At 59.2% G+C, this 26,175-nt stretch carries 22 protein-coding genes and 1 tRNA gene; 18 read left to right on the top strand and 5 right to left on the bottom strand.

From position 1 onward, the window contains the following. Positions 1–2 precede the first annotated feature (2 nt). The 3 genes from pgaB to pgaD are packed head-to-tail and all read left to right on the top strand — an operon-like array spanning position 3 to position 3,881. Positions 3–2,000 carry a poly-beta-1,6-N-acetyl-D-glucosamine N-deacetylase PgaB gene (pgaB, locus tag ACYYKW_RS18980; RefSeq protein WP_093095989.1) on the top strand — a complete coding sequence of 666 codons (1,998 nt, stop codon included), beginning with the start codon at positions 3–5 and terminating at the stop codon, positions 1,998–2,000. A gap of 1 nt (position 2,001) precedes the next feature. After that, positions 2,002–3,357 carry a poly-beta-1,6-N-acetyl-D-glucosamine synthase gene (pgaC, locus tag ACYYKW_RS18975; RefSeq protein ID WP_464990828.1) on the top strand — a complete coding sequence of 452 codons (1,356 nt, stop codon included), beginning with the start codon at positions 2,002–2,004 and terminating at the stop codon, positions 3,355–3,357. Beyond that, entirely contained in the window at positions 3,354–3,881 is a 528-nt protein-coding gene (pgaD, locus tag ACYYKW_RS18970) for a poly-beta-1,6-N-acetyl-D-glucosamine biosynthesis protein PgaD (RefSeq protein ID WP_336356181.1), read from the top strand. Before pgaC ends, pgaD begins: the two co-directional genes overlap by 4 nt. A gap of 43 nt (positions 3,882–3,924) precedes the next feature. Here pgaD and ACYYKW_RS18965 read toward each other — a convergent pair whose 3' ends face one another. Continuing rightward, positions 3,925–5,448 carry an FAD-dependent oxidoreductase gene (locus ACYYKW_RS18965; protein ID WP_464990827.1) on the bottom strand — a complete coding sequence of 508 codons (1,524 nt, stop codon included), beginning with the start codon at positions 5,446–5,448 and terminating at the stop codon, positions 3,925–3,927. Between the two features lie 138 nt (positions 5,449–5,586). On the opposite strand from ACYYKW_RS18965, the gene ACYYKW_RS18960 reads away from it, so the two are divergent. The 7 genes from ACYYKW_RS18960 (at position 5,587) to ACYYKW_RS18930 (ending at position 11,445) form a co-directional block, all read left to right on the top strand. Further along, complete coding sequence (locus ACYYKW_RS18960; protein ID WP_090288133.1) at positions 5,587–6,147, top strand: YbhB/YbcL family Raf kinase inhibitor-like protein; 561 nt, start codon at positions 5,587–5,589, stop codon at positions 6,145–6,147. A 337-nt stretch (positions 6,148–6,484) separates the two neighbouring features. Further along, the gene (locus ACYYKW_RS18955; RefSeq protein WP_093095974.1) at positions 6,485–7,501 is read left to right on the top strand and encodes a glycosyltransferase; all 1,017 of its coding nucleotides are present in this window, start codon (positions 6,485–6,487) and stop codon (positions 7,499–7,501) included. Then, on the top strand, positions 7,501–8,649 hold the full coding sequence (locus ACYYKW_RS18950) for an FAD-dependent oxidoreductase (RefSeq protein WP_464990826.1): 1,149 nt from the start codon (positions 7,501–7,503) through the stop codon (positions 8,647–8,649). Before ACYYKW_RS18955 ends, ACYYKW_RS18950 begins: the two co-directional genes overlap by 1 nt. After that, the gene (locus ACYYKW_RS18945) at positions 8,650–9,432 is read left to right on the top strand and encodes an NAD-dependent epimerase/dehydratase family protein (RefSeq protein ID WP_093095964.1); all 783 of its coding nucleotides are present in this window, start codon (positions 8,650–8,652) and stop codon (positions 9,430–9,432) included. It begins immediately after the preceding gene. Next, positions 9,429–10,265, top strand: a complete 837-nt coding sequence (locus ACYYKW_RS18940; RefSeq protein ID WP_464990825.1) for a sugar phosphate isomerase/epimerase family protein — start codon at positions 9,429–9,431, stop codon at positions 10,263–10,265. The genes ACYYKW_RS18945 and ACYYKW_RS18940 overlap by 4 nt, the downstream gene beginning before the upstream one ends. After that, the gene (locus ACYYKW_RS18935; protein ID WP_464990824.1) at positions 10,262–10,618 is read left to right on the top strand and encodes an EamA family transporter; all 357 of its coding nucleotides are present in this window, start codon (positions 10,262–10,264) and stop codon (positions 10,616–10,618) included. The genes ACYYKW_RS18940 and ACYYKW_RS18935 overlap by 4 nt, the downstream gene beginning before the upstream one ends. Before the next feature lie 11 nt (positions 10,619–10,629). Beyond that, positions 10,630–11,445 carry a glycosyltransferase family 2 protein gene (locus ACYYKW_RS18930; RefSeq protein WP_090288146.1) on the top strand — a complete coding sequence of 272 codons (816 nt, stop codon included), beginning with the start codon at positions 10,630–10,632 and terminating at the stop codon, positions 11,443–11,445. A 92-nt stretch (positions 11,446–11,537) separates the two neighbouring features. Here ACYYKW_RS18930 and ACYYKW_RS18925 read toward each other — a convergent pair whose 3' ends face one another. Further along, a complete protein-coding gene (locus tag ACYYKW_RS18925; protein ID WP_464990823.1) occupies positions 11,538–13,325 on the bottom strand; it encodes a hypothetical protein in 1,788 nt (595 codons plus the stop codon). Positions 13,326–13,651: 326 nt separating this feature from the next. Continuing rightward, positions 13,652–13,728: transfer RNA gene (locus ACYYKW_RS18920), tRNA-Arg, on the bottom strand. Positions 13,729–14,159: 431 nt separating this feature from the next. Here ACYYKW_RS18920 and gabD point away from each other — a divergent pair. The 3 genes from gabD (at position 14,160) to ACYYKW_RS18905 (ending at position 18,430) form a co-directional block, all read left to right on the top strand. Continuing rightward, entirely contained in the window at positions 14,160–15,602 is a 1,443-nt protein-coding gene (gabD, locus tag ACYYKW_RS18915; RefSeq protein ID WP_024011131.1) for an NADP-dependent succinate-semialdehyde dehydrogenase, read from the top strand. Between the two features lie 199 nt (positions 15,603–15,801). After that, positions 15,802–17,079 (top strand): 4-aminobutyrate--2-oxoglutarate transaminase, encoded by a 1,278-nt coding sequence (gene gabT / locus ACYYKW_RS18910; RefSeq protein WP_464990822.1) that lies wholly within the window; start codon positions 15,802–15,804, stop codon positions 17,077–17,079. A gap of 139 nt (positions 17,080–17,218) precedes the next feature. Continuing rightward, complete coding sequence (locus ACYYKW_RS18905; RefSeq protein ID WP_090288155.1) at positions 17,219–18,430, top strand: response regulator; 1,212 nt, start codon at positions 17,219–17,221, stop codon at positions 18,428–18,430. Positions 18,431–18,566: 136 nt separating this feature from the next. Here ACYYKW_RS18905 and ACYYKW_RS18900 read toward each other — a convergent pair whose 3' ends face one another. Both ACYYKW_RS18900 and desA read right to left on the bottom strand, forming a co-directional pair. Then, complete coding sequence (locus ACYYKW_RS18900) at positions 18,567–19,556, bottom strand: GGDEF domain-containing protein (RefSeq protein ID WP_093095941.1); 990 nt, start codon at positions 19,554–19,556, stop codon at positions 18,567–18,569. 145 nt (positions 19,557–19,701) lie between these two features. Beyond that, positions 19,702–20,886, bottom strand: coding sequence for a delta-9 fatty acid desaturase DesA (desA, locus tag ACYYKW_RS18895; protein WP_090288158.1), 1,185 nt, complete (start codon positions 20,884–20,886; stop codon positions 19,702–19,704). Positions 20,887–21,032: 146 nt separating this feature from the next. On the opposite strand from desA, the gene dibA reads away from it, so the two are divergent. The 5 genes from dibA to ACYYKW_RS18870 all read left to right on the top strand — a co-directional run. Further along, positions 21,033–22,952, top strand: a complete 1,920-nt coding sequence (gene dibA / locus ACYYKW_RS18890) for a phosphodiesterase DibA (RefSeq protein ID WP_464990821.1) — start codon at positions 21,033–21,035, stop codon at positions 22,950–22,952. Positions 22,953–23,167: 215 nt separating this feature from the next. Continuing rightward, positions 23,168–23,350 carry a sulfur starvation response protein OscA gene (oscA, locus tag ACYYKW_RS18885; protein ID WP_007917682.1) on the top strand — a complete coding sequence of 61 codons (183 nt, stop codon included), beginning with the start codon at positions 23,168–23,170 and terminating at the stop codon, positions 23,348–23,350. Between the two features lie 129 nt (positions 23,351–23,479). Beyond that, the gene (locus tag ACYYKW_RS18880; RefSeq protein WP_090288162.1) at positions 23,480–24,493 is read left to right on the top strand and encodes a sulfate ABC transporter substrate-binding protein; all 1,014 of its coding nucleotides are present in this window, start codon (positions 23,480–23,482) and stop codon (positions 24,491–24,493) included. 173 nt (positions 24,494–24,666) lie between these two features. Then, the gene (gene cysT / locus ACYYKW_RS18875; RefSeq protein WP_090288164.1) at positions 24,667–25,485 is read left to right on the top strand and encodes a sulfate ABC transporter permease subunit CysT; all 819 of its coding nucleotides are present in this window, start codon (positions 24,667–24,669) and stop codon (positions 25,483–25,485) included. A gap of 12 nt (positions 25,486–25,497) precedes the next feature. Then, positions 25,498–26,175, top strand: a 678-nt coding sequence (locus tag ACYYKW_RS18870) for a sulfate ABC transporter permease (protein WP_464990820.1), incomplete at its 3' end; no start/stop codon positions are given.

Raw genomic sequence — 26,175 nt, 5'->3', positions numbered from 1 at the left:
AGATGCCTTTTATCTCGCGTTTGATACTTCTGCTGGGAGCGCTGCTGATCAGCGCCTGCGCCCAGCAAGCCCCGGCTTTCACGCCCCCCTCCGAACGTCCGGTGGTGGCCAGTGAAAAGCCATGGCCGAAAAACCATGTTTTTGGAATCGCCTATCACGATGTCGAAGACCTTGATCCCGATCAGGCCGTGGTGGCGGTACGCACCGAGCGCATGATCGAACAACTGGCGTGGCTGCGCGAAAACGGCTACCAACCGGTGACGGTCGACCAGATCATGGCCGCACGCAAGGGTGGCCCGGAGCTGCCGGCAAAAGCCGTGCTGCTGAGTTTCGACGACGGTTATGCGAGCTTTTACACTCGCGTACTGCCGGTGCTGCGCGCTTATAAATGGCACGCACTGCTGGCGCCGGTCGGCAGCTGGGTCGACACGCCGCTCACTCAACCGGTGGATTTCGCCGGCACGCCGCGTGCACGTTCCGACTTCCTGACCTGGGATCAGGTGCGCGAGATCTCGCAATCCGGTCTGGTGGAAATCGCCGCGCACACTGACGCCAACCACAAGGGTATCCTCGCCAACCCGCAGGGTAACCTGCAGCCGGCGGCCGCGGCCCGACGCTACGACCCGGTCACCAAACGCTATGAATCCGAAGCTGATTTCCGCGCACGGATTCGCACCGACGTGAGTAATATTTCCGAGAAGATCCGCAAGGCCACCGGCAAGAAACCGCGGGTGTGGGTCTGGCCGTATGGTGCGGCGGACGGCACGTCACTGACGGTGGTCGGTGAGGAAGGCTACGAAATGGCCTTGACGCTGGACGATGGTCTCGACGCCCTCGATAACCTGATGAGCAGCCCGCGTTTCCTGGTGGCCTCCGACCCGGACGGCGAGCATTTCGCCAACAGCGTGGTCGGTGTGCAGGCGCAGCAGGCCATGCGCGTGGTGCATGTCGATCTGGACAATGTCTACGACCCGGACCCGGCACAGCAGGACATCAACCTCGGCAAACTGGTGCAGCGCATGGCCGACCTGGGCGCCAATACGGTGTTCCTGCAGGCCTTCGCCGATCCCAAGGGCGACGGTCTGGTGCACTCGCTGTATTTCCCCAATCGTCACTTGCCGATGCGCGCCGATCTGTTCGACCGTGTCGCTTGGCAGTTGCGTACCCGGGCTCACGTAAAAGTCTACGCGTGGATGCCGGTGCTCAGCTTCGAGCTGGACGCGAAGCTGCCGCGAGTGACGCGCTGGGACCCGAAAACTGCCACCACTTCGGTGGATCCTGATCAGTACAAACGCCTGTCACCGTTCGATCCGGAAGTGCGGCGCATTATCGGCGAAATCTACGAGGACGTGGCGCGACTGACCTCGGTCGACGGCATTCTCTACCACGATGACGCGGTGCTTTCGGACTTCGAAGACGCCGGTCCGCAAGCGCTGAAAGCCTACGCCGCTCAGGGTCTGCCGGGTTCGATTGCCGCGCTGCGCGATGACCCGGCAGCGATGCAACGCTGGACGCGCTTCAAGAGCCGCTACCTCATCGATTTCACCAACGAGCTGACGGCCAAGGTCCGCGCTATTCGCGGTCCGCAAGTGCAGACCGCGCGCAACATTTTTGCCGAACCGATGCTCAACCCCGACAGCGAAGCCTGGTTCGCGCAGAACCTCGATGACTTCCTCGCGACCTACGACTGGACCGCGCCGATGGCGATGCCGCTGATGGAAAAACAGACCCAGGCAGAGTCGGGCCCGTGGCTGGAGAGATTGGTCGCCACTGTCAGCAAACGTCCCGGCGCGCTGAACCGCACCGTCTTCGAATTGCAGGCGCGGGACTGGACCAAGAAGGACCAGGCCGATATCGACGCTGCGCAGCTGGCCGACTGGATGGGCCGTCTCAAGCGTCAGGGCGCGACCAGCTTCGGTTATTACCCGGACAATTTTCTCGACAACCTGCCGGACCTGAAAACCGTACGGCCTGCGCTCTCCAACAAATGGAATCCCTGAGATGCTGGATAGACTGTTAGCCCTGCTGGTTCTGGCGCTCGTCCTCGGCGTGCCGCTGGGCCTGATCTTCCTGGTCACCGGGCAGTTCCTGATGGACTTCGTGTTCTTCTACCCGCTGTTCATGTCGGGCCTGTGGATTGCCGGCGGCCTGTATTTCTGGCTGCACTGGGAGCGCCACTGGCCATGGAAGGACGACACCTTGCCACCGCCGCTGGCAGGCGAGCCGCTGATTTCGATCCTGATCCCTTGCTACAACGAAGGTGAAAACGCCGCTGACACCATTCACGCGGCACTGGCCCAGCATTATCCGAACATCGAAGTCATCGCGATCAACGACGGTTCCAGGGACAACACCGCCGAAGTCCTCGATGCGCTGGCCAAGGAAGATCCACGCCTGCGCGTGCTGCATCTGGCGGAGAACCAGGGCAAAGCCGTGGCCCTGCGCATGGGTGCAATCGCCGCGCGCAGCGAGTACCTGGTGTGCATTGACGGCGACGCGTTGCTGGCGCCAAACACCGCGGCTTATCTGGTCGCTCCGATGCTGGATAACGCCCGCCTTGGCGCGGTGACCGGCAACCCACGGATCCGCACGCGTTCGACGCTGGTCGGGCGGGTTCAGGTCGGCGAGTTCTCGTCGATCATCGGCCTGATCAAACGCACGCAACGGGTGTTCGGGCGGATCTTTACCGTGTCCGGAGTCATTGTCGCGTTCCGTCGTACGGCGCTGAACCGGGTCGGCTACTGGAGCCCGGACATGATCACCGAAGACATCGATATCAGCTGGAAGCTGCAACTCGATCACTGGAGCATCTTTTATGAACCGCGCGCGCTGTGCTGGATTCTGATGCCGGAAACCCTCGGCGGCCTGTGGAAGCAGCGCCTGCGCTGGGCTCAGGGCGGTGCCGAAGTGCTGTTCAAAAACATCCGTGGCATCTGGCAGTACCGCCATCGTTACCTGTGGCCGCTGCTGTTCGAATACTGCCTGTCGACCGGATGGGCGTTCACCTTCCTGCTCTCGGTGATTTTCTGGGGCGTGGGCAAGTTCGTGGTCATGCCTGAAGCGATCGCTGTGCATCACTTGATGCCGCCGGCATTCACCGGGTTGCTGCTGGCGTTCGTCTGCCTGGTGCAGTTTGCCGTCAGCATCATTATTGACCGCCGCTACGAGCCGGGTTTGGGCAAGACCATGTTCTGGGTGGTCTGGTACCCGGTCGCGTTCTGGTTCGTCAGCCTGCTGACCACGCTGGTCAGCTTCCCCAAAGTCTTGTTTGGCCAACATCAGCAACGTGCGCGCTGGGTCAGTCCTGACAGGGGTATCAAACCGATCGGCGACGACGAAGAGGAGGTCATCAAATGAAAATCATCCGGACCCGCCAGCGACCCTTGCTGCTCGTGATCGATGTGCTGGTCACGCTGGTGGCGTGGATCGGCCTGCTGTTCCTGCTGATTCGCGGCCTGTGGCCGCTGGTCGAAACGCACGTCGGCGGGCCGCGCATCGACAACTCGGCGTTCGATGCGCTGGGCACATTGCAGATCTATTTATGGGTGGCGCTGGCCAATGCGGTGGTGCTGATTGGCTGGGCGCGTTATCAACAGCGTAAAAGCCGCAGCTTTGCCCAGCGCCGTTTGCCCTCGCCAGTGATCGACGATCAAGGGCTGAGCAAGAGCTTCAAGCTGTGTGATGACCGATTGCAGAAACTGCGCACGCCGGGGGTGATGACCATCCACAACGATCAGGACGGCGACATCAGTCATGTAGAAACGCATTTCTGGCCGGTACAACCGTCAGAGCTGCCGCCACCGCTGGCGCCGCTGGAGCATCCGCGAGTGATCTTTCTGCATGCCGAAGATGACGACCAGCGCGAAACCCTGATCCGTTGATCAAGTCCGATCGTTCCCACGCGGAGCGTGGGAACGATCGGTGTTAATCGCGAATCAGCTTCCACGCTTCAGCCATCGAAAGCGGCTGTTTCATCCGCTCGGCAAGCAGCGCAATCGCGCGTTGCCTGTCGCACGCCACCGCCGCGACCACAACGCCGTCATTGGCGAACAGGCCAATGAACGGCGGTTTCTCCGGCTCGCCATCAAATTCGACTTCATCCCACGCCTCGGCGTGACCCAGATAGTCGTAGTTCTTGCCAAAGTGGAAGGTCCAGAAATACGGCACATCCAGGTAATGCTCATCGCCTCCGAGCATGTTGGCGGCCGCGATGCGCGCGTGTTGTTGCGCCAGGCGCCAGTGTTCGATGCGTTGCGGCTGGCCGTTCAGCGGGAACGTGGCGATATCACCCACGGCCCATAACCCTTCGCTCACGCGCATGCCGCCATCGACGCGCAATGATTGGTCGTCTTCCCTGGGCAATGACGCGAACGCTTCGGTGGCCGGGTGTACGCCGATCCCGGCGAGCACCAAATCAGCCGTGAGGCGCAGACCGTTGTCCAGCAGCACCGCCTCGACCCTATCCTCACCAAGAATTTCCGTGGCCTCATGATCAGTGATGAACTTCACCCCATGCGCCTCGTGCAATGCGCGAATCGCCTTGCCCACGGCTTCGCCAAATTGCTTGGCAAAAGGCGTCGCATGACGGGCCAGTACCGTGACGTCGAGGCCGTGCTGACGCAGCGCCGAAGCGCATTCGAGTGCGATGAAGCTGTCGCCGATGATCACCGCGCGCTGATCTGCTTGAGCGGCGCCGATGATCTGTTCGACGTGGGTTTTCGAGCGCAGCACGAAGACATTGGCCAGATCGGCGCCGGGCAGCTTCAGCGGGTTCGGCGCGCCGCCGGTAGCCAGTACCGCAGCGTCGTAACGCAGAACTCCGCCGTTGTTCAAATGAAGGGTTTTACTCGGTGCGTCGAGTGAGCTGACTTCGCCTTGCACCCGTTCGATGCGCTGCGCTTGGTAGAACGCCTGATCACGCAAGGGCGGTACTTCTTTTGGCGACATCTCGCCGGCGAGAACGAATTTGCTCAGCACCGTACGGTCGTAGCCGGCATCCGCTTCGCCGTCGACCAGTACAATTCGTCCGCCAAAACCTTTCTCCCGCAGCGCGGCTGCACACGCGGTTCCTGCCGCACCGGCTCCGACCACCACAAACGTTCGCGGATCGTCGGCAGGCGGCATGTGTGGATCGTGCAGCGGCTGGTCATCGACCCACACTTCATCGTCGCGCAACTCCAGAGGATAACGCTTGAGACTGTCCAGTGAAGGCGGCTCGCACAGGGCACCATCCTCGGCGCGGTACGCGGCTTTATGCCATGGGCAGATCAACCGCCCATGGCACAACGCGCCCTCCGCCAACGGCGCACCGGCATGCGGACACAGCCCCTGAAACGCGCGCAATTGGCCGTTGGTCCGCAACAGCACGATCTTGCAGTCGCCGATTTCCACTTGCAGGCCTCGATCTTGCGGAACATCGGCGAAACGGGCGACACGGTGCAGGGGCATGGTGGTTTCCTCACAGGCATTTTTCTTGTGAACGCGTGCGGCATTTCGAGGTTCAGCCAATTGCTACTGCCACGGCACGAACGGTACGGCTATAGTTTGCAGGCCGACGACGGCCCCACTGCACAAGGTGCTCCCGGAATGACCCGATTGACCTCTCTCAACCCTTGGCTGGCGGCCGTTGCCGTCGCCCTTTGCGTGCAGTTTCCGGCGCAGGCCCAGGAACGCTTCACCCTGAGCATCCCGGGGGTTTCCGATAACCGCCTGTTCACCTCGGCCGCCGCCAGCGACGCCCCGGGTTGCGGCGGCAAGAATCAGTCGCCCGCGCTGAGCTGGAACGCCGGCCCGGCCGGAACCCAGAGCTACGCCATCGTCATGCATGACCCGGACGGCCAGAAAGGCCTGGGTGTCGATCACTGGATTCACTACGGCATCAAACCCGCGACCCGCCAGATCGCCGCCGGCGTCGGCGCCAAATCCGCCCTCGAAGGCGTCGGCGGCACCAACAGCAAAGGCAACACCCATTACATGGGCCCATGCCCGCCCGTGGGCGATAGCGCGCACCACTACATCATCCAGATCTATGCTCTGGATCTGGCCCCCGACGCCTTGCCCGCCGGCCTGACGCGCGCCGAGCTGATGGAAAAAATCAAAGGCCATGTGCTGCGCAACAGCAGCGCGGTGCGGCGTTATCACCGCTGAGCATTGGCCTGAGCAGGAAAAAGCGCGCACTATTAAGGTACTTTTCAGTGCGCCAGAGGCTGGCATGACACAACGAGTCGACCGAATTGCCCAATTGCTCAACTGCCCGATCAAGGGTAAGGAGATTCGTCAGGCAATCCTCGAAACCCGAAAGGAACTGGAGGCAGCGGACGACGAACCCGACGATTCTCAGGCCATGCCAACCACAGCGGACTCGAGGCGAGACGGCGAGGATGACGTTTGAGTCTGACAGCGTTTGCTTGAAATGCGATCCTTCGATCCCCTCGCGTCAAAACGATTCCTGTCCCTATCAGTCAGCTTAAAAGTGAAAAATTAAATGGATTTTTACCCGTGTTTTCTTTCTGTGGTGTTCGTAGTACGTAACCAATCAGAATCCATTGAGTTCATGCTTTCCGAAGCGACTGCGGTGATTGCGCCGATTGTCAGTGATTTCGAATTGATCGTTGTGGACAATGCTTCCGAAGATGACACCATCACCATCATGAAGCGTCTGACCGGTGAGCAAGGCATGGCTAACTTGCAAGTCTATGCGCTGACCAAGGAAGTCGATGCCGATTCGGCTTGTTGGGTCGGTATGGAAAGCGCGTTGGGTGATTTTGTTGCGGTCATCGACCCGTTGGCGGACGACATTCATTTCCTGCCCCAAATGCTCGACAAGTCGGTTAAAGGGGCCGACGTGGTCTTTGCCAATAATCGCGAGAAACCCCTTCAAAGCGTTGCCTACCGTGCGGCCTACAATCTGTTTCACACGTTGTATAACTGGTGCAATGGCGTGCATCTGGCCAAAGAGGCGCCGTCCTACCGCATTCTAAGCAAAACCGTAATCAACTATATTCTCCAGCATCCCCAGCCGACGCTTTCCTATCGCCACCTTCCGGCTACGGGTGGATTTGCGCGCGCCTCGCTTGAATACAGTGCGGCGGCCCGAACCGCTCCGAAAAAAAGCCTGAGCGACAGTATCGATCGGGGCATGCGCCTTCTGGTGTCGACCACTCGGGCGCCGATGCGACTGGTGACCGGGCTGTCGATGTTCGGTGCGCTGGCAAATCTGGTCTACGGTGTCTACGTCATGATCATTGCCCTGCTGAAAACCGATATTGCGCCGGGCTGGGTCAGTCTTTCGCTACAACAGTCGGGCATGTTCTTCCTGATTTCGCTGGTGCTGCTGGTACTGGGTGAATACATTCTCAACATGGTCAGTTTGTCGAATGAAGGGCCGCGTTACCATGTGGGGCAGGAATTCACCAGCGCGCGCATGACGCGGCTGGAAAAGCTCAATATCGAAGAAGTCGCCGACAAGGCCGGCGGTAGCCGTAGCGAACAGGTCTCTTGATGCGTCACCCTGAACAGGATGTCGTGGTGATCGGCGGTGGGTTCTACGGTGCCGCGATCGCGATCTATATGGCCAAACAGCGGAATCTGAAGAATGTGGTGCTGATTGAACGAGAGGCGCGTCTGATGAAGCGTGCGTCTTACAACAATCAGGCCCGAGTGCATAACGGTTTCCACTATCCGCGCAGCTTCACGACTGCTTACCGCAGTCGTATCAATCTGCCCAGGTTCGTTCGCGATTGGCCAATGGCAGTGAAAACCGATTTCACCAAGCTCTATGCAATCGCGCGTCGTAATTCGAAATGCACGGCGGGGCAATTCGAGCGGTTCTGCCGCGAGATCGGGGCAGCCATCGAACCCGCTGCGCCGCCATTGCGAGCGTTGTTCGAGCCACGTCTCATCGAGGACGTGTTTTTGGTGGAGGAGCATGCGTTCGATTCCACTCGTCTGGCCGCCTGGGCAGAGCGGGAGCTTGCCGAGAGCGGCGTGAAGATTCGTTATCAGACGTGCGTCAAAGCCATTTCCAGAGCTACCGATGCGTTGCAGGTGACGTTGGCCAGACCCGACGGCGTGAGCGAGCAATTGACTACTCGCTACGTGTTCAATTGCAGCTACAGCGGGTTGAACCAACTGGGTGGGGACTTTCCCGGCGTCAGTACAGGACTGAAGCAGGAAGTCACCGAAATGGCTCTGATGCAGATGCCCGACGCCCTGGTGAACCTGGGGATCACCGTGATGGATGGGCCGTTCTTTTCAATGATGCCTTTTCCGGCGCGCGGTCTGCATACGCTGTCCCACGTCCGCTATACCCCGCATTTGCACTGGACCGACGAGAAGGGGATCGATCCGTACCGGAAACTGGCGGAGTACGAGCGCCTCAGTCGCGTAGACCGTATGGTTCGTGACGTCGCTCGTTATATACCGGCAGTGTCGCAAGCCAGGTACGAGGATTCGCTTTTTGAAGTGAAAACCGTGCTGGTTAAAAACGAAGGCGATGACGGCCGGCCGATTCTTTTCGAACAGCATGCAGCCTTGCCGGGGTGCTTTTCGATCCTGGGCGGTAAAATTGACAATATTTACGACGTTCTGGAACGGCTCGATTCGCTTGTGTTCATTTCGAGCGAGCCCCGGAACATGCAGGAGCGGTAAATGAACAACGCACTGATTGGTTTTTCCGGATTCGTGGGCACCACTCTGCTCAAGCAGGCGCAATTTCAAGCTCTTTATCGTTCGACCAATATCGCCGATATCGAAGGTCAATCATTCGATACCGTCGTATGTGCCGGCGCGCCGGCACAAAAGTGGATCGCCAACCGCGAACCTGAAGCAGACCGCTTGAAGATCGAAGGCTTGATTTCGCATTTGAAGACGCTCAAGTGCCGCCGTTTTATCCTCATCAGTACGGTTGACGTCTTCAAGTCATCGGTAGGTGTCGATGAAGATTCCCCGGTGGACGAGTCCGGTTTGCACGCCTATGGCTTGAACCGTCGCCTGCTGGAAAAATTTGTGGAGGCGCACTTTCCCGAGCACCTGATCGTACGTCTTCCCGGATTGGTAGGGCCAGGTCTGCGCAAGAATGTCATTTTCGACTTCCTCAACGATAACAATCTGCATGCCATTGATAGCCGCGGGGTCTTTCAGTTTTACCCGATGATCAATCTCTGGTTCGATATTCAGCTGGCAATCGAGGCGGGCATCAAACTTGTCCACCTGACCGCGCAACCTGTCAGTGTGGCTGCCATTGCGAAGGACGGTTTTGCGCGTGAGTTCGCCAACGCTTTGGACAATCCCGTCGGCTTTTACGACATGCAGACTCGGTACGCAAATGTGTTCGGTGGCGAAGGTCGTTACCAGTACAGCTTGCGCGAGACCCTGTTGGCCGTCAGAGCGTATGCCCAGTCCGAGCCGCGCGGGGCGCTTGTAAAATCATGAGACTGGCCATTTCCAACATCGCCTGGGATGTCATTGAAGACGACGCCGTTGCGCAGCTGCTGCGAGCCTATGGCATTGATGCAATCGACATCGCCCCCGGCAAATACTTTCCCGACTGCAGCAAGGCAACCGATGCGGATATTGCACGGGTCAAGACCTGGTGGGCTCAACATGGCGTCGAGATTACCGGCATGCAGTCATTGCTGTTTGGTACCAGTGGTCTCAATGTGTTCGGTGACCCGCAAAGCCAGTCGGCATTGTTGCAGCATCTGACCGGCGTATGCCGTGTCGCGGGACGTCTGGGCGCCACCCGATTGGTGTTCGGCTCGCCGAAGAATCGCGATAGAAGCGGTTTGACCGATCAGCAGGCGCTGGAGGCTGCGGTGGTGTTCTTCCGTCAGTTGGGCGATATCGCCAGGACATGCGGCGTATTTATCTGTCTGGAGCCGAATCCTACCTGTTACGGCGCCAACTTCATGACCACCAGTGCTGAAACGGCTGCTGTGGTCAGGCAAACCGCGCACCCGGCCATCCGCATGCAATTGGATACCGGCGCTTTGACAATCAACGATGAGCGGCCCATGGCAGTGCTTGGAGACTGTGCATCATTGATTGGCCATATCCATGCGAGTGAGCCGAACCTGCTTCCATTGGGCGATGGTTCTACGAACCACGAAAGCATGAGTGCCGCGGTACGGCAATATCTGCCGAATCATCTGGTATCCATCGAAATGGTCGCCACTTCTGCCGAGCCACACCTGGCTTCGATCGAGCGTGCGTTGATCAAGGCCGTTGACTGCTATCGGGTCCGGGACATGGAGCGCAAGCCATGAAATGGATGATCCTGTTGCTGGGAATCCTGTCCAACGCGTCAGCGAGTGTCTTGATCAAGATTGCAATGACCCCGCCACGCCGCTTCCCTTCTCCGACCGACCCGCTGGGAGCCTTGAGTAATTGGCCGTTCTGGCTCGGACTGGGTCTGTACGGCGCGGCGTTCCTGTTGTACGCCGCCGCGCTTGCACGTTTGCCATTGAACGTTGCACACCCGGTGCTGACTGCAGGCGCGGTGGCGGCTGTGGCCCTGTCTTCGGTGTTGATTTTTCGAGAACCCTTTCACTGGACGACCGGTGCAGGGATTTTATTGGTAATCGCCGGCGTGGCTTTGATTACTGCGCGCGTGGCCTGATGGAACACAAGATGACGTCCTCCTTGATTGATCCTGTCGTGCGTAGCTCCTGGCACGTACCCACTTTCGATACACCGCTGTGGCTGGGCCGGCAGCGTGATTTCTGCGTGGTTATTCCGCTGATCAACGAAGGCGAACGGATCAAGAATCTACTGGCGAGAATGGCCGCGTGCGGTATTCCTTCCCACGCCGACATTATTATTGTCGACGGGGGCAGCACCGATGGCTCGCTGGCGCTGGATGCGTTGCAGCAGGCAGGTGTGCGCGGGTTATTGGTCAAGACCGGTCCAGGCAAGCTCAGCGCGCAGTTGCGTTGCGCGTACGCTTTCGCTCTGGATCAGGGTTACGAAGGCATCGTAACCATCGACGGTAATGACAAGGATGACCCGGATGCCATTCCTCGCTTCATCGAAGCGATGAAGCAAGGGGTGGATTTTGTCCAGGCATCACGTTTCGTGGCAGGCGGCGTCGCAGAAAACACGCCTGCCTCGCGAGATTTTGCGATCCGTTTCATCCATGCGCCGTTGCTGAGCCTGAGCTCCGGTTTCAAATGGACCGACACTACCCAAGGTTTTCGCGCCTACAGCCGCAAACTGCTGCTCGATCCACGCGTGGCGCCTTTTCGTGATGTTTTCATGACGTACGAACTGTTGGCCTATCTGTCCTTTCGCGCGCCGAAGCTGGGCTTCCAGTGCGTCGAGTTGCCGACAGTACGTCGTTATCCAAAAGGTGAAGTGCCCACCAAGATCAGCGCCTTCAAAGGCAATCTGTCGGTATTGGAGATTCTGTTCAAGGCGTGCCTGGGGCAATTCAACCCTAAAAGCTAAGCGCTCCAGTTGTCATCAAAGCCGGAAACAAAGACCCCGCCTGTGGCGGGGTTTTTGTTTATGTCAGTTGAGCGCTTTGGCAGGTTTGCGAATCATTTTTCCAGGAGTATTGCGCTGCAATACACTGAACCATTGCGAATGACTTTATAGACGTGACCGCCCTTCGTATCGAACGGCTCGCCGTTGCGCGTCCAGAAATCTTCCGGCGGACTGTCTGCATAAACGTAATCAAACTGACAAATCGCGCGTTTGAACCGATCAATGTTCTTGGCGTTGTCGGTCGCTGGCTGGTTTATGAACGATGTGCTGCTGTACGACAGGTAGCGCAGCGGTTGAGTCTTCAATCTGAAAATGAAGTAACCGAAGCTTGAATCCTTGCCGTCAACATACATGACCCTTTCGGTGCCGGTGGTGTACTTGAGCAATTGGGCTGCTTTTGCCCGGTAAACTTCATGAAGTGGTACGGACGGTCGCTTTTCTTGCACGAAAAACATGTTCAAGGGTGGCGCGGTTACGTATGCGGCGCCAATCATGAGGACTGCGATCAGGGCGCACCGCAGTATCGAAAGCCCATCTCTCGCAACGAAGTATTGGAGAAAGAATGTAGCGAACAGGGCAACGATAAAGTATCTGGAAAACGATACATGATCGTTGAACCATCCCGAGGCAATAGTCACATACGACAGGAAGAGCAGATAGCCGACGGTTGTCAGTAAAAGGAAAGCAAAGGTGAGCGCCATTTCCTTTTGGCTACTGCTCCGGTTGTAGGTCAGCACCAGCGCGGCGGCTGTTGCGATGCTGATGAACATCCATAGTGGAATCCCTGGCGTTAAAAACTCCATCTGATGAGCGGGTGGCAAAAACGCTGCGTGGGGAAACAGGTTACCCAAAACATGATGCAAACCGATCGATACGTTGCTCAACAGTCCCGCACCTTTGAGCATCACTGACATGCCTTCGAATTTGATCGTCAGGTCATATGCCGCGACGTACCACTCCCAAGACAGGTAAGTCAGCAGCGGTACTGCCATTAATACCAGCGACCGAGGGAGAATGGTCTTGATCTCGAGCTTGTCGGCAAACAGGCGCATGCCGACGTAATAGGCCCATACGAATGCCGCCAGGATGATACCGACGTGTTTGAGCAGCACCACCGCAATGACCGCCAGCAAGGCAACCTTGAAGCTGTCGCGGTCATTTTTGTAGGCAAAGCGCAGAGCACACAGGAACAGCAGCGACTGCAACGGGTCGATCAGCAACGTCAGCGTCAATGCCTGATAAAAAGCCAGATAAGCAAAAAACAAGGTGATGATGGTGATGGCCCACTTGGTGCGGGACTCTGAGTTCGATACACAGTAAATGGTGGAGAGACCCAGCAGCCAAGTGATGAAATAGGCCGACGCTACGCCACTACCCTGCAGCAAGCTTTCGCCGAAATAACGCAGCAACGATATGCCGGGAATGTAGTTGGGGAAAACCTGAACTTCCTTGCTTGTAGGCAGGTTATTCGTCAGCGACAGGTATTCGACTGCAGCACCCCAGTGGGAAAACTCATCCCATACCCAATACTGCGAACCCCACGACAGGATCAGCGCCAAAGCGAACAGCACCGCCAGTTCCACGGCTTGACGCACTATTGAAAAACGCTCTGTGCCTCCCTTCATCAACGTCCAAAAGCCTGCGACACAGCCAATGGCCGCGCACGAAAGCACGACTTTTATTCCGACGCCAAGCAACTGAACACAGCCGAAGAGATAAAGAATGATCATCGCCAGTATGAGCGAAACAGGATGTTCGGCCCGAAACTTGTTGATGATGAATCTTGAGGTAAAAGCTGTTAGCCCAAGAAAAACAAAATACGTCAGCAGTACATATTGCACTGGTCCCTCCCTAGGAATTTCAAAGCACAAAACGAGTGAGCTATTGTTTCAAGAGCTGTTGGCTGAAGAGCCGGGTCGGAATTCTTTCAAACATCTGATCACCTTGGTGAGCCTGCTCGATGGAGGCAAGAGCCTTTCAAAGGTGACGAGGCAGCGATAGGTGCATGACTCAGTCATATTCGCGAAGATGACATCGAGCGGGATACTAACGTAAAACATCGGGAAACTCAGGAGCCGCCAGGTAATCGCCTGCGGGGCGCAGCGCCGCTGAGCAAAAAAAAAGCAAAAAAAAGCCTCCGGTGTGATCACCCGAGGCTTCGTTAATATGGTGCACCAGGCGGGATTCGAACCCACGACCCCTGCCTTCGGAGGGCAGTACTCTATCCAGCTGAGCTACTGGTGCAGCGGGCGACATCATACCTAGGTCGACTCGGGGCGTCCATGCCGGGTTTCGGCGGGTTTTGTCAGGGCGCGTGTCGGTGAAATCGCTGCATTCCAGAAAGCGGTAACGTCCTGCAAAACCCTCGCTTGGCGCTTTGCCGGGGTTGATCTAAGGTTTTTCCTGCGGTTCGGGTTTCTGGTGCGTTGATCTGAAAAACGGGCTTTTTGTTCTTTTTTTCGAACGACCTATTGTCCTTTAACCCCTTTGATCCTACGATCCGTTTGAGATTTCAAACGCTCTTTGCTGGGTGTCGAAGCGCTGGTGTTGCTAATCGTGCACTGCTCCTGCGCCACACCCGGTCACTGATTTCCCTGACGGCAGCCTTGCGAGGCGCCTTTCTACAATCATAATTTTGCTCCGCGCTGGCCGCGGTGCTGTTAAGGAAAGCCGACATGCAGCTTAAAGACACCCAGTTGTTCCGCCAGCAAGCCTTCATTGATGGCGCTTGGGTCGATGCGGACAACGGTCAGACGATCAAGGTCAACAACCCGGCCACTGGCGAAATCCTCGGCACCGTGCCGAAGATGGGCGCTGCCGAAACCCGTCGTGCCATCGAAGCCGCTGACAAGGCGCTGCCGGCTTGGCGTGCGCTGACCGCCAAAGAGCGTGCCGGCAAGCTGCGTCGCTGGTTCGAACTGATGATCGAAAACCAGGACGACCTCGCGCGCCTGATGACCCTCGAGCAGGGCAAGCCACTGGCCGAAGCCAAGGGCGAAATCGTTTACGCCGCGTCGTTCATCGAGTGGTTCGCTGAAGAAGCCAAGCGCATCTACGGTGATGTGATTCCGGGCCACCAGCCCGACAAGCGCCTGATCGTGATCAAACAGCCGATCGGCGTCACCGCCGCGATCACCCCGTGGAACTTCCCGGCGGCGATGATCACCCGTAAGGCCGGTCCAGCCTTGGCCGCCGGTTGCACCATGGTGCTCAAGCCGGCTTCGCAAACGCCATTTTCCGCTTTCGCCCTGGCCGAACTGGCCCAGCGTGCGGGCATTCCGGCGGGCGTGTTCAGCGTGGTGTCCGGCAGCGCCGGCGACATCGGCAGCGAGCTGACCAGCAACCCGATCGTGCGCAAGCTGTCCTTCACCGGCTCGACCGAAATCGGTCGCCAGTTGATGGCCGAATGCGCCAAGGACATCAAGAAAGTCTCGCTGGAACTGGGCGGCAACGCGCCGTTCATCGTGTTCGACGATGCGGACCTGGATAAGGCCGTCGAAGGCGCGATCATCTCCAAGTACCGCAACAACGGCCAGACCTGCGTCTGCGCCAACCGTCTGTACATTCAGGACGCGGTCTACGACGCGTTCGCCGAGAAGCTGAAAGTGGCAGTTGCCAAGCTGAAGATCGGCAACGGTCTGGAAGACGGCACCACCACCGGCCCGCTGATCGACGAGAAAGCCGTGGCCAAGGTGCAAGAGCATATCGCTGACGCCGTGAGCAAAGGCGCGACCGTTCTGGCCGGCGGCAAGGCGATGGAAGGCAACTTCTTCGAACCGACCATTCTGACCAACGTGCCGAAAAACGCTGCGGTGGCCAAGGAAGAAACTTTCGGCCCGCTGGCGCCGCTGTTTCGCTTCAAAGACGAAGCCGAAGTGATCGCGATGTCCAACGACACCGAATTCGGTCTGGCTTCGTACTTCTATGCGCGCGACCTCGGTCGTGTGTTCCGTGTCGCCGAAGCGCTGGAATACGGCATGGTCGGCGTCAACACCGGGCTGATCTCGAACGAAGTCGCGCCGTTCGGCGGCATCAAGGCCTCGGGCCTGGGTCGTGAAGGCTCCAAGTACGGCATCGAAGATTACCTGGAAATCAAATACCTTTGCCTGGGCATCTAAGCGCGAAAGCTTGGACTCCGACAAGGATCGCTGTAAACGCACAGGGCACGAGAGCGCTGTCCCTTTGCGTGGTTTGAAACCTGCATTTTCTCTGCGGCCGGGAACGCCGTGGCAGTCGATCATCGCATGCTGCCACCGCCGATTCCTCCCGCTTCATCCTTGAACCACGCCGCCCGATGAGCGGCGAATGAGGACTGTAATGAGCAAGACAAACGCTGAACTGATGGCCCGTCGTACCGCTGCTGTACCACGCGGTGTTGGCCAGATTCACCCGATCTTCGCCGAATCCGCGAAGAACGCCACAGTAACCGACGTTGAAGGTCGTGAGTTCATCGACTTCGCCGGCGGTATCGCGGTATTGAACACCGGCCACGTGCACCCGAAAATCATCGCCGCCGTGACCGAACAGCTGAACAAGCTGACCCACACCTGCTTCCAGGTGCTGGCCTACGAGCCGTACGTTGAGCTGTGCGAAAAAATCAACGTCAAGGTTCCAGGTGATTTCGCCAAGAAAACCCTGTTGGTCACCACTGGTTCCGAAGCCGTTGAGAACGCCGTGAAAATCGCCCGTGCCGCCACGGGTCGCGCTGGCGTCATCGCCTTCACTGGCGCCTACCACGGCCGCACCATGATGACGCTGGGTCTGACCGGTAAAGTCGTGCCGTACTCGGCCGGCATGGGCCTGATGCCAGGCGGCATCTTCCGCGCGCTGTACCCGAACGAGCTGCACGGCGTGAGCATCGACGATTCGATCGCTTCGATCGAGCGCATCTTCAAGAACGACGCCGAGCCGAAAGACATCGCTGCAATCATCATCGAGCCGGTGCAGGGCGAAGGTGGTTTCTACGTCGCGCCGAAAGAATTCATGAAGCGCCTGCGCGCGCTGTGCGATCAGCACGGCATCCTGCTGATCGCGGACGAAGTACAGACTGGCGCTGGCCGTACCGGTACGTTCTTCGCCATGGAGCAGATGGGCGTTGCTGCCGACCTGACCACCTTCGCCAAATCGATCGCCGGCGGCTTCCCGCTGGCCGGTGTGTGTGGCAAGGCCGAATACATGGACGCCATCGCCCCAGGCGGCCTGGGCGGCACCTATGCCGGTAGCCCGATCGCTTGCGCTGCGGCCCTGGCCGTGATGGAAGTGTTCGAAGAAGAACACCTGCTGGACCGCTGCAAGGCCGTCGGCGAGCGTCTGGTCACTGGCCTGAAAAACATTCAGGCCAAATACCCGGTCATTGGCGAAGTGCGTGCCCTGGGCGCGATGATCGCGGTCGAGCTGTTCGAGAACGGCGACAGCCACAAGCCAAACCCGACTGCCGTAGCGGCCGTGGTGGCCAAGGCTCGCGACAAGGGGCTGATCCTGCTGTCCTGCGGCACCTATGGCAACGTGCTGCGCGTACTCGTACCGCTGACCTCGCCGGACGAGCAACTGGACAAAGGTCTGGCGATCATCGAAGAGTGCTTCTCGGAGCTGTAAGCCCCGGCATTCTGTGATCGGCTCGACAAAAAACCCGCTTCGGCGGGTTTTTTCATGCCGGCGCAAACATATCGGCGTTTCGCGCTGTAACGATTGGCCAGCATTGGCTAAGGTCAAGGCATTGCCAGGGAGTGCGTGCATGATTGCCGTTGAATTACCCGCCGTACCGCGCGTGCTGATTGCCGAGGCCGACCCGTGGTCGCGCGATCTGCTTAAACAAGTGCTACTGAACGTGCGTTGCGATGCGCGGCTGGATCTGTGTGCCGATGGTCAGCAAGCGCTGTCGATGCTCACCGAAATTCCCTATGACCTGGCCATCGTCGATTGGGAACTGCCCGGCGTCGATGGTTTGAACGTGCTGCGCAGCGTGCGTCAGCGCAAGCGCAACCCGCCGCTGCCATTCATTTTGATGAGCAGCCGCAACGACAGTGCCAGCGTGCGCGAAGCCATCCCGCTGGCACCGACGGCGTATCTGACCAAACCATTGAACATGGAGGGCCTGACCGAGCGTCTGCAGGGCTTGCTGCTCAACGCCGGGCAGGAGGTGTTCTGTGAAGTGCCGGCCCTGGCGCCGGGCATGACCCTCTCGGTTTTTCTTGAGCGGCGCCGTGAGCAAACCGACGGCGCGCCGTTGATGACCGATGTGCAACTGGCGGTGAAGCGCAGCCTCAATCCCGATGGCCTCGACCTGAAGCTGCTCGAAGAAGAGATTCGCACCGACCCGCAGATCACGGCGGTACTGATCGCCGCGGCCAACAGCGCGGCGCAGCACCATGGCGCGCCGGTGCAGACACTGGCGCAAGCTCTGCATCGGCTGGGCACCGGGCAGAGCATGAATCTGATCCTCGGGCTGGCGCTCAAGCGCAGCGCCCGGCTCAGCGATCCGTGTCTGGCGGACTACGCCGAGCGTTATTGGGGCTTGTCACTGCACACCGCTGAATATGCGCGCACCCTGGCGCGGTTGCTCGATCTGGATCAGGAGCGCTGCTATTGCGCCGGCATGCTTCACCGCCTCGGCGATCTGGCGCTGTTGCGTTGTCTGCAGGAGTGGCAACAGGCGGGCGGGGCGCTGGACGAGCAGGAGGAAGTCGGCGAGGCGCTGGCGCAGTTTGGTGCGGCGTATGGTTCTGCGTTGCGCACGCGCTGGCGTCTGCCGCTGGAACTGCGCGAACTGATTGCCTCGGCCTATCAGCTCGGTGGCGGGGTGTATTCCCGTGAGGCGCTGGTGATGAATATGGCGGCGCAGATGGCGCGGCTGACCGAGCACGAGGGCGTCGAAGAACTGGCGAAGAGCCGCACGGCGCGGTTGCTGAAGATTGGATTGCCGGAGCTGATGCGGATGCGCAAATAACCGGCTGAAACAAACCCTTGTAGGAGTGAGCCTGCTCGCGATAGCGGAGAGTCAGTCGAATAATTGTTGCCTGACACTCCGCCATCGCGAGCAGGCTCACTCCTACAGTTCATCTGTGTGAGGCATGGGTTTGGCGTCAGGCAGAGATGATGCGGTTCTTGCCTTGGCGCTTGGCTTCATACATCGCCGCATCTGCCCGGGCGAACAGGTTGTCGAGGCTTTTGTCGTCATCGGTCAGGCTGGTCAGCCCTTGGCTCACGGTGATGCTGAACGTCTGGCCGTCATGGCTGAACCGTAAACGCTGAATTTCCTGCTGCAAGCGTTCCGCCACTTGCATGGCCATTTCTGGTGCGCATCCGGGGAACACTGCAGCAAATTCCTCACCACCAATTCGCCCGAACAGATCGCCACGGCGCAATGAACTGCGTCCGCACTCGGCAATCCGTTGCAGCACGGTGTCGCCTTCCGGGTGGCCGTAGCTGTCGTTGATCGCTTTGAAGTCATCGATATCCAGCAGCAGAAACGCCATCGGCGTACCGCGCAGGCGTGCTTCTTCGAATTCGCGGTTGGCGCACTCGAAGAAGTGTCGGCGGTTACTGCTTTGCGTCAGCACGTCGGTGGTCGCCAGGCGTTGCAGCTCGGTTTCCATGTGCTTCTTGTCGGTGATGTCTTCGGCGATGCCGACGATGATCACCGGTTGGTCCGGATCGTCCTGTCGATTGATGAAGCATTTGTCGCTGAGCCAGCGCACCTGGCCGTCGGCGGCGATGATCCGGTACTCGCGGTCTTCTACCGCGCCCTTGTGCAGCACTTCGGCGAGGCTGCGCTCGGCGTAGTCCAGATCATCGGGGTAGATGCTGTCGCGCCACTGGTTGTAGTCACCGAGCAGCAGCCCGGCGGAGCGACCGAAAATCCGTTCATAGGCGGGGCTGACGTACAGCACCTGACGGGTTTCCCAGTTGAATGCCCAGAGCACAGCGTTGACGCTGACCAGCAAGGAACTGAACAACTGTTCGCGCTCGCTCAGGCGTGCAACCTCGCCTTGCGCATGCATCAGCGCCATCAGGGTTTGCGCGGCCTCGGGCCACTGCGGGACGGATGAGTCTTTTGGATTGTTGTTGACCATCGGCACAGATCTCAAAGGGCGTGCCGCGATTTCGACAGCGGCCACATTACAGCCCGCCGGGGTGGCGAAGTGTCTTTGAGATAGGAGATTTTCGGCGAAGTTCAAAACGGTGCACTCGCCTGGGCGAGTGCACCGATCAACGGTCTCAGACTGCTGCAGGACGCAGCGAGTAGGTTTTCAACTGGTCGGCGAATTCACGCAGGGACTGAATGCCGCTGGCCTCGGCCTCGTGAATCCAGTCCTTGATGGCGGCGAGCATGTCGTGGCCATTGGAACTGGTCTTGACCCAGATCTGTTGCAGGGCCAGACGCTTTTCGTAAATGACCTTCAACGCCTGGCTGTGCTCGAGCATGGTCTGGATGCGCAGGTGGTGACGGTCTTCCAGCAGGCTGGTTTCGCGCGACAGCAGGCGCTTGGCGCGGTGGAACTGGTGGCGCACCGAATGATCGACCTTGGCCAGCTCCTGCTTGACCAGCGGACCGATCACCAGCTTGCGGTACTGGGCCATGATCTGGAAGCGGTTGTTGAGGATCGCCATGGCGGTGTCCATGTCCAGGCTGCCTTTGCCTTCGACCCGATGTGCGATCGGCGCAACTCGCTGAACCCTGGCCAGACCGAGGAAGCTGAAGACCTTGATCCACGCCCAGCCGAGGTCGAATTCCCACTTCTTCACCGACAGCTTGGCCGAATTGGGATAGGTGTGATGGTTGTTGTGCAGTTCTTCGCCGCCGATCAGGATGCCCCAAGGCACCAGATTGGTCGCCGCGTCGCGGCATTCGAAGTTGCGATAGCCGACAGCGTGGCCCAGACCGTTGATCACGCCAGCAGCCCACACCGGGATCCACATCATCTGGATCGCCCAGATGGTGATGCCGATGGTGCCGAACAGCAGCAGGTCGATAACGCCCATGATTGCCACGCCCAGCAGCGGGAAACGACTGTAGAGATTGCGCTCGATCCAGTCTTCCGGGCAGTTCTTGCCGTAGATGCGCAGGGTTTCCGGGTTCTGCGCTTCGGCGCGGTACAGCTCGGCACCGGTGCGCAGCACCGTGGACAGGCCTTTGATCACCGGACTGTGCGGGTCATCTTCGGTTTCGCATTTGGCGTGGTGTTTGCGGTGGATGGCCGTCCACTCGCGGGTGTTCTGTGCCGTGGTCAGCCACAGCCAGAAGCGGAAAAAGTGTTTCAGACCGGCATTCAGCTCCAGCGAGCGATGCGCTGAATAACGGTGCAGATAGACCGTGACGGCAACAATCGTCACATGGGTCATCAGCAGGGTGACCGCGACCAGCGACCAGGCCGACAAGCCAAGAAAACCTTCGTACCACATAGGCTATAGGGCCCTCGATAAAGATAAAAACAGCCGTTGCATTATCACCAAGCACACGGATAAAACCAGCCGCCCTTCAAGGAAAGCGTCGCTGGATGTTTCTTGACCTATAATTCCAACCTTTTTGTAGGGACATGGACAGCCGAATGCCTGCCACTCACCGCGATGCCTTGCGTGCAGCGCTGCTCTATCTCGTGCTTGCCGCCATCTGGCTGCAAGGTACTGATCATTTATTAAACAATTTCTTCGATGATCCCGTCGATCTTGCCCGATGGCAACTGATCAACGGTTACCTGTTCGCCGCGGTGAGTGCCGGGTTGATCTTTCTGGCGCGGGCGCGCCTGTACGGGTTTCTCGGCATCGGCGCACGGTTGCGCGAGCGTCACGCCGATCGCGAGCGTTTGCGTCAGGCGGCAGCGGTGTTCGACTGCACCCGCGAAGGCGTGCTGGTCACCAATCATCAGGGCCTGATCGTCCACGTCAATCGTGCGTTCATGGCGATCACCGGTTATCAGCGCGAAGAAGTCATCGGTCAGCAGCCGAGTCTGTTCAAGTCTGGCCATCATCCGCCGGGTTTCTATCAGGCCATGTTCGCCACGTTGCAGGCGCAGGGTGAATGGAGCGGGGAGATCTGGAACCGGCGCAAGAGCGGCGAAATTTATCCACAGTGGCAAACCATCCGCGTGATTCACGATGATCATGGCCGGCTCAGCCATTACGTCGCGGTGTTTTCCGACATCAGTGCGATCAAGCATTCCGAGGACGAACTCAAACACCTCGCGCACCATGATCCGCTGACCGATCTACCCAATCGCCTGCTGTTCAGCGACCGCACCGAGCAGGCGCTGGCCTCGGCGCAAATCCACAAGCGCGACTGCGCGCTGCTGATGCTCGATCTCGATCACTTCAAAATGATCAATGACAGCCTTGGCCATAACGTGGGTGATCGCTTGCTCAAGGCCGTGGCGGCGCGTTTGCAGGGGTTGTTCGGTCCCGGCATCACCCTCGCGCGGCTGGGCGGCGACGAGTTCGCCGTGCTCGCCGAAAGTTGTCCACAGCCGGTGCAGGCCGCGGCGCTGGCGCAACGCATGCTCGACGCGTTCAAGGACACGTTTCGCGTTGATGGCCACGAGTTGTTGATCAATGCCAGCATCGGCATCAGCCTGTTCCCCAGCGATGCCTTGAGCGCCGAGCAACTGCTGCGCAATGCCGATGCCGCTTTGTTCAAGGCCAAAAACAGCGGGCGCAACGGGTACGCCTTGTACACCGAGGAACTCACCGCCCACGCCCAGCAACGCGTGGAACTCGCCTTTGAATTGCGCCGCGCGCTGGCGCAGCAGGAACTGCGGGTTTATTACCAACCGGTGCATGACCTGCACAGCAGTCGGCTGATCGGCGTCGAGGCCTTGGTGCGCTGGCAGCATCCGCAACGCGGTCTGGTCTCGCCGGCGGAGTTCATCCCGATTGCCGAGCGTACCGGGCTGATTGCCGACATCGATGCGTGGGTCATGCAGCAGGCTTGCCGGCAAATGTGCCAATGGCAGCAGGCCGGCGTGGTGCTGTCGTTTGTCGCGGTGAATGTGTCGTCGCGACTGTTCGCCCGGCGCGAACTCTATGAGCAGGTGGCGCAGGTGCTGCACGACACTGGCCTTGAGCCGGCGTATCTGGAGCTGGAAGTGACCGAAAGCGCGGTCATGGACGACCCGGAAGTCGCGCTGGAGCAGATGCATCGTTTGCGTGAGCTGGGTATCCGCCTGGCGATCGATGACTTTGGCACCGGCTATTCATCGCTGTTGCGGCTCAAGCGTCTGCCGGTACAGAAACTCAAGATCGATCAAGGCTTCGTCGCCGGTTTGCCGTGGGATGAGGACGACGTGGCGATTGTCCGGGTGATCATCGCGCTGGCCCGCAGCATGGGCATGCAGGTGCACGCCGAGGGCATCGAGCAGGTTGAGCAGGCGAAATTCCTGCTCGAACAGGCATGCGATCTGGGGCAGGGCTACTGGTTTGGCCGGCCGAGCCCGGCGCAGGAGATTGATTGGGCGCACGCGCCGTTGATTGGCTGACGCGCTAACCCATACCCGTCGCAAAGGCTCTTGGAATCTCAGCGCGAAGCGCCGCTGGGGGCGTTCCTGTGGAATACGTGGGAAGAGCGGTTTTCTGGTTATATAAACATTCTTAAATAGTCTTTTTAAGAATATCTCCCTCTCTCTTATATTGCTCCCACGCCGAACGCAGTGCCGCCCACTGCCAGGCATATCCCCTTCAAAGGAGCAGCACCATGAGCGCATCCCTTCGCAGCGTTGACGGTCAGGACGAAAGCACGATCTTGCGTGAAATCCAGAGCGCCCTGCGCGATCTTCGTTTTGGCGCGGTGGAAATCACTGTGCACAACGCCCAGGTCGTGCAGATCGAACGCAAAGAGAAATTCCGCTTGCAGCAACCCGGCAAGCAACCGGGCTGAAAGATTGCAGCCTGCGCCAGCTCCTGCGGGGAGCTTCAGACAAGAGCTGGCGCGGCGATCTTTGACCGGCAGCCGATTACGCATTCCATAAGAAAAAAGCCACCACCAGGAATTTCAGGAGCTTTCACCATGTCGTCGATTCGCCGTTACGCTTTGGCCGCGCTGGCCAGTGCCGTGTTTGCCGGTTCCGCGGTTGCCAAGGATTACGAACTGCTCAACGTCTCGTATGACCCGACCCGCGAGCTGTATCAGGACTACAACGCCGAATTCATCAAGTTCTGGCAGAAGGACCATGCCGGCGATACCGTGAAAATCCAGCAATCCCACGGCGGCTCTGGCAAGCAGGCGCGTGCGGTGATCGACGGTCTGCGCGCCGACGTCGTGACCCTGGCCCTGGCCGGCGACATCGACGAAGTGGCCAAGCTCGGCAAGAGCCTGCCGGCCGACTGGCAGAAGCGTCTGCCGGAGGCGAGCACGCCATACACCTCGACCATCGTCTTCCTGGTGCGCAAGGGCAACCCGAAAGGCATCAAGGACTGGGGCGATCTGGTCAAGAACGACGTCTCGGTGATCACCCCCAACCCGAAAACCTCCGGCGGTGCGCGATGGAATTTTCTTGCGGCCTGGGCCTACGGTCTGAAAGCCAACGGCGGTGACGAAGCCAAGGCCAAGGAATACGTACAAACCCTGTTCAAGCATGTGCCGATTCTCGACACTGGCGCACGCGGTTCGACCATCACTTTCGTCAACAACGGACAGGGTGACGTGCTGCTGGCCTGGGAAAACGAAGCGTTCCTGGCGCTGAAAGAAGACGGCGGCGCCGACAAGTTCGACATCGTCGTGCCTTCGCTGTCGATCCTCGCCGAGCCACCAGTGGCCGTGGTCGACAAAAATGCCGAGAAAAAGGGCAACGCGCAGATCGCCGAAGCCTATCTCAAGCACCTGTACAGCCCGGCCGGTCAGGAGATTGCGGCGAAGAATTTCTACCGTCCGCGTGACAAGGACATCGCCGCCAAGTACGCCCAGCAGTTCCCGAAACTGGAACTGGTGACCATCGACAAGGACTTCGGCGGCTGGAAATCCGCCCAGCCGAAATTCTTCAACGATGGCGGCGTGTTCGACCAGATTTATCAGGCGCAGTAATCTGACTTCAGCCACACATCAAGCCTGAAGCCACGCGCGGAAAATGTGGGAGCGAGCCTGCTCGCGAAAGCGCAGTGTCAGACGACGTAGAGTTGACTGATACTCCCTCTTCGCGAGCAAGCTCGCTCCCACATTGATGCGTTCAGCGGAATGCTTTTTAACCAGGGACTTTTATGTCGCGTCGTATCTCCCCCGTCATACCCGGCTTCGGGCTGACGCTGGGCTACACCTTGGTGTACCTCAGTCTGATTGTGCTTATCCCGCTGGCGGCGATGTTCGTCCACGCCGCTCAGCTGACCTGGGAGCAGTTCTGGGCAATCATTTCCGCACCGCGGGTGCTGGCGGCGTTGAAGCTGAGCTTCGGCACCGCGCTGTGCGCGGCGATCATCAACGGCATCATCGGCACATTGCTGGCCTGGGTGCTGGTGCGCTACACCTTTCCCGGGCGCAAGGTGATCGATGCGATGATCGATCTGCCGTTCGCGCTGCCCACAGCCGTGGCCGGTATCGCACTGACCGCGCTGTACGCCCCGACCGGCCTGGTCGGGCAGTTCGCCACTGACCTGGGTTTCAAGATCGCCTACACGCCGCTGGGTATCACCCTGGCGCTGACCTTTGTGACTCTGCCGTTCGTGGTGCGCACAGTGCAACCGGTGCTGGCCGACATTCCTCGCGAAGTCGAAGAAGCCGCCGCGTGCCTCGGGGCCAAGCCGATCCAGGTGTTTCGCCATATCCTCGTACCGGCGCTGCTGCCCGCATGGCTGACCGGTTTCGCCCTGGCGTTTGCCCGTGGCGTCGGCGAGTACGGTTCGGTGATCTTCATCGCCGGCAACATGCCGATGAAAACCGAGATCCTGCCGCTGCTGATCATGGTCAAACTCGACCAGTACGATTACACCGGCGCCACGGCCATTGGCGTGTTGATGCTGGTGGTTTCCTTTGTCCTGTTGCTGCTGATCAACTTGCTGCAGCGGCGCATCGAAACCCCATAAGGAGGCGCGCACATGTCCCAATCGTCTATTGCGGCCGCCTCGGCGGCCAACGCCGCGCGGCGTGGCAGTGCCACCTCGCGCAGAGTCCTGATCGGTCTTGGCTGGCTGATCTTTTTCCTGTTTCTGCTGCTGCCGTTGTTCATCGTCGTATCGCAGGGTTTGAAGAATGGCCTCGGTGCGTTTTTCACGGCGATTTTTGAGCCGGACGCGTTGTCGGCGCTGAAACTCACGGTGTTCGCCGTGCTGATTTCGGTACCGTTGAATCTGGTGTTCGGCGTCAGCGCCGCGTGGTGTGTGAGCAAATACTCGTTCCGCGGCAAGAGCATGCTGGTGACGCTGATCGACTTGCCATTTTCCGTGTCGCCAGTGATCGCTGGCCTGGTCTACGTGCTGATGTTCGGCGCGCAGGGCCTGTTCGGGCCGTGGCTGCAGGATCACGACATCCAGATTGTCTTCGCCCTGCCGGGCATCGTGCTGGCGACGATTTTCGTGACCGTGCCGTTCGTGGCCCGTGAGCTGATTCCGCTGATGCAGGAACAAGGCACCCAGGAAGAAGAGGCCGCGCGCCTGCTCGGTGCCAATGGTTGGCAGATGTTCTGGCACGTCACCGTGCCCAACATCAAATGGGGCCTGATCTATGGCGTGGTGCTGTGTACGGCGCGGGCCATGGGCGAGTTCGGGGCGGTGTCG

The organism is Pseudomonas sp. 15C (assembly GCF_055484735.1).
This window is presented reverse-complemented; position numbering and strand designations above follow the sequence as displayed.

Excerpts from the sequence above, each read along its gene's own strand:
- pgaB (WP_093095989.1), top strand. The coding sequence starts at position 3 with ATGCCTTTTATCTCGCGTTTGATACTTCTGCTGGGAGCGCTGCTGATC.
- pgaC (WP_464990828.1), top strand. The coding sequence starts at position 2,002 with ATGCTGGATAGACTGTTAGCCCTGCTGGTTCTGGCGCTCGTCCTCGGC.
- pgaD (WP_336356181.1), top strand. The coding sequence starts at position 3,354 with ATGAAAATCATCCGGACCCGCCAGCGACCCTTGCTGCTCGTGATCGAT.
- ACYYKW_RS18965 (WP_464990827.1), bottom strand. The coding sequence starts at position 5,448 with ATGCCCCTGCACCGTGTCGCCCGTTTCGCCGATGTTCCGCAAGATCGA.
- ACYYKW_RS18960 (WP_090288133.1), top strand. The coding sequence starts at position 5,587 with ATGACCCGATTGACCTCTCTCAACCCTTGGCTGGCGGCCGTTGCCGTC.
- ACYYKW_RS18955 (WP_093095974.1), top strand. The coding sequence starts at position 6,485 with ATGGATTTTTACCCGTGTTTTCTTTCTGTGGTGTTCGTAGTACGTAAC.
- ACYYKW_RS18950 (WP_464990826.1), top strand. The coding sequence starts at position 7,501 with ATGCGTCACCCTGAACAGGATGTCGTGGTGATCGGCGGTGGGTTCTAC.
- ACYYKW_RS18945 (WP_093095964.1), top strand. The coding sequence starts at position 8,650 with ATGAACAACGCACTGATTGGTTTTTCCGGATTCGTGGGCACCACTCTG.
- ACYYKW_RS18940 (WP_464990825.1), top strand. The coding sequence starts at position 9,429 with ATGAGACTGGCCATTTCCAACATCGCCTGGGATGTCATTGAAGACGAC.
- ACYYKW_RS18935 (WP_464990824.1), top strand. The coding sequence starts at position 10,262 with ATGAAATGGATGATCCTGTTGCTGGGAATCCTGTCCAACGCGTCAGCG.
- ACYYKW_RS18930 (WP_090288146.1), top strand. The coding sequence starts at position 10,630 with ATGACGTCCTCCTTGATTGATCCTGTCGTGCGTAGCTCCTGGCACGTA.
- gabD (WP_024011131.1), top strand. The coding sequence starts at position 14,160 with ATGCAGCTTAAAGACACCCAGTTGTTCCGCCAGCAAGCCTTCATTGAT.
- gabT (WP_464990822.1), top strand. The coding sequence starts at position 15,802 with ATGAGCAAGACAAACGCTGAACTGATGGCCCGTCGTACCGCTGCTGTA.
- ACYYKW_RS18905 (WP_090288155.1), top strand. The coding sequence starts at position 17,219 with ATGATTGCCGTTGAATTACCCGCCGTACCGCGCGTGCTGATTGCCGAG.
- ACYYKW_RS18900 (WP_093095941.1), bottom strand. The coding sequence starts at position 19,556 with ATGGTCAACAACAATCCAAAAGACTCATCCGTCCCGCAGTGGCCCGAG.
- desA (WP_090288158.1), bottom strand. The coding sequence starts at position 20,886 with ATGTGGTACGAAGGTTTTCTTGGCTTGTCGGCCTGGTCGCTGGTCGCG.
- dibA (WP_464990821.1), top strand. The coding sequence starts at position 21,033 with ATGCCTGCCACTCACCGCGATGCCTTGCGTGCAGCGCTGCTCTATCTC.
- oscA (WP_007917682.1), top strand. The coding sequence starts at position 23,168 with ATGAGCGCATCCCTTCGCAGCGTTGACGGTCAGGACGAAAGCACGATC.
- ACYYKW_RS18880 (WP_090288162.1), top strand. The coding sequence starts at position 23,480 with ATGTCGTCGATTCGCCGTTACGCTTTGGCCGCGCTGGCCAGTGCCGTG.
- cysT (WP_090288164.1), top strand. The coding sequence starts at position 24,667 with ATGTCGCGTCGTATCTCCCCCGTCATACCCGGCTTCGGGCTGACGCTG.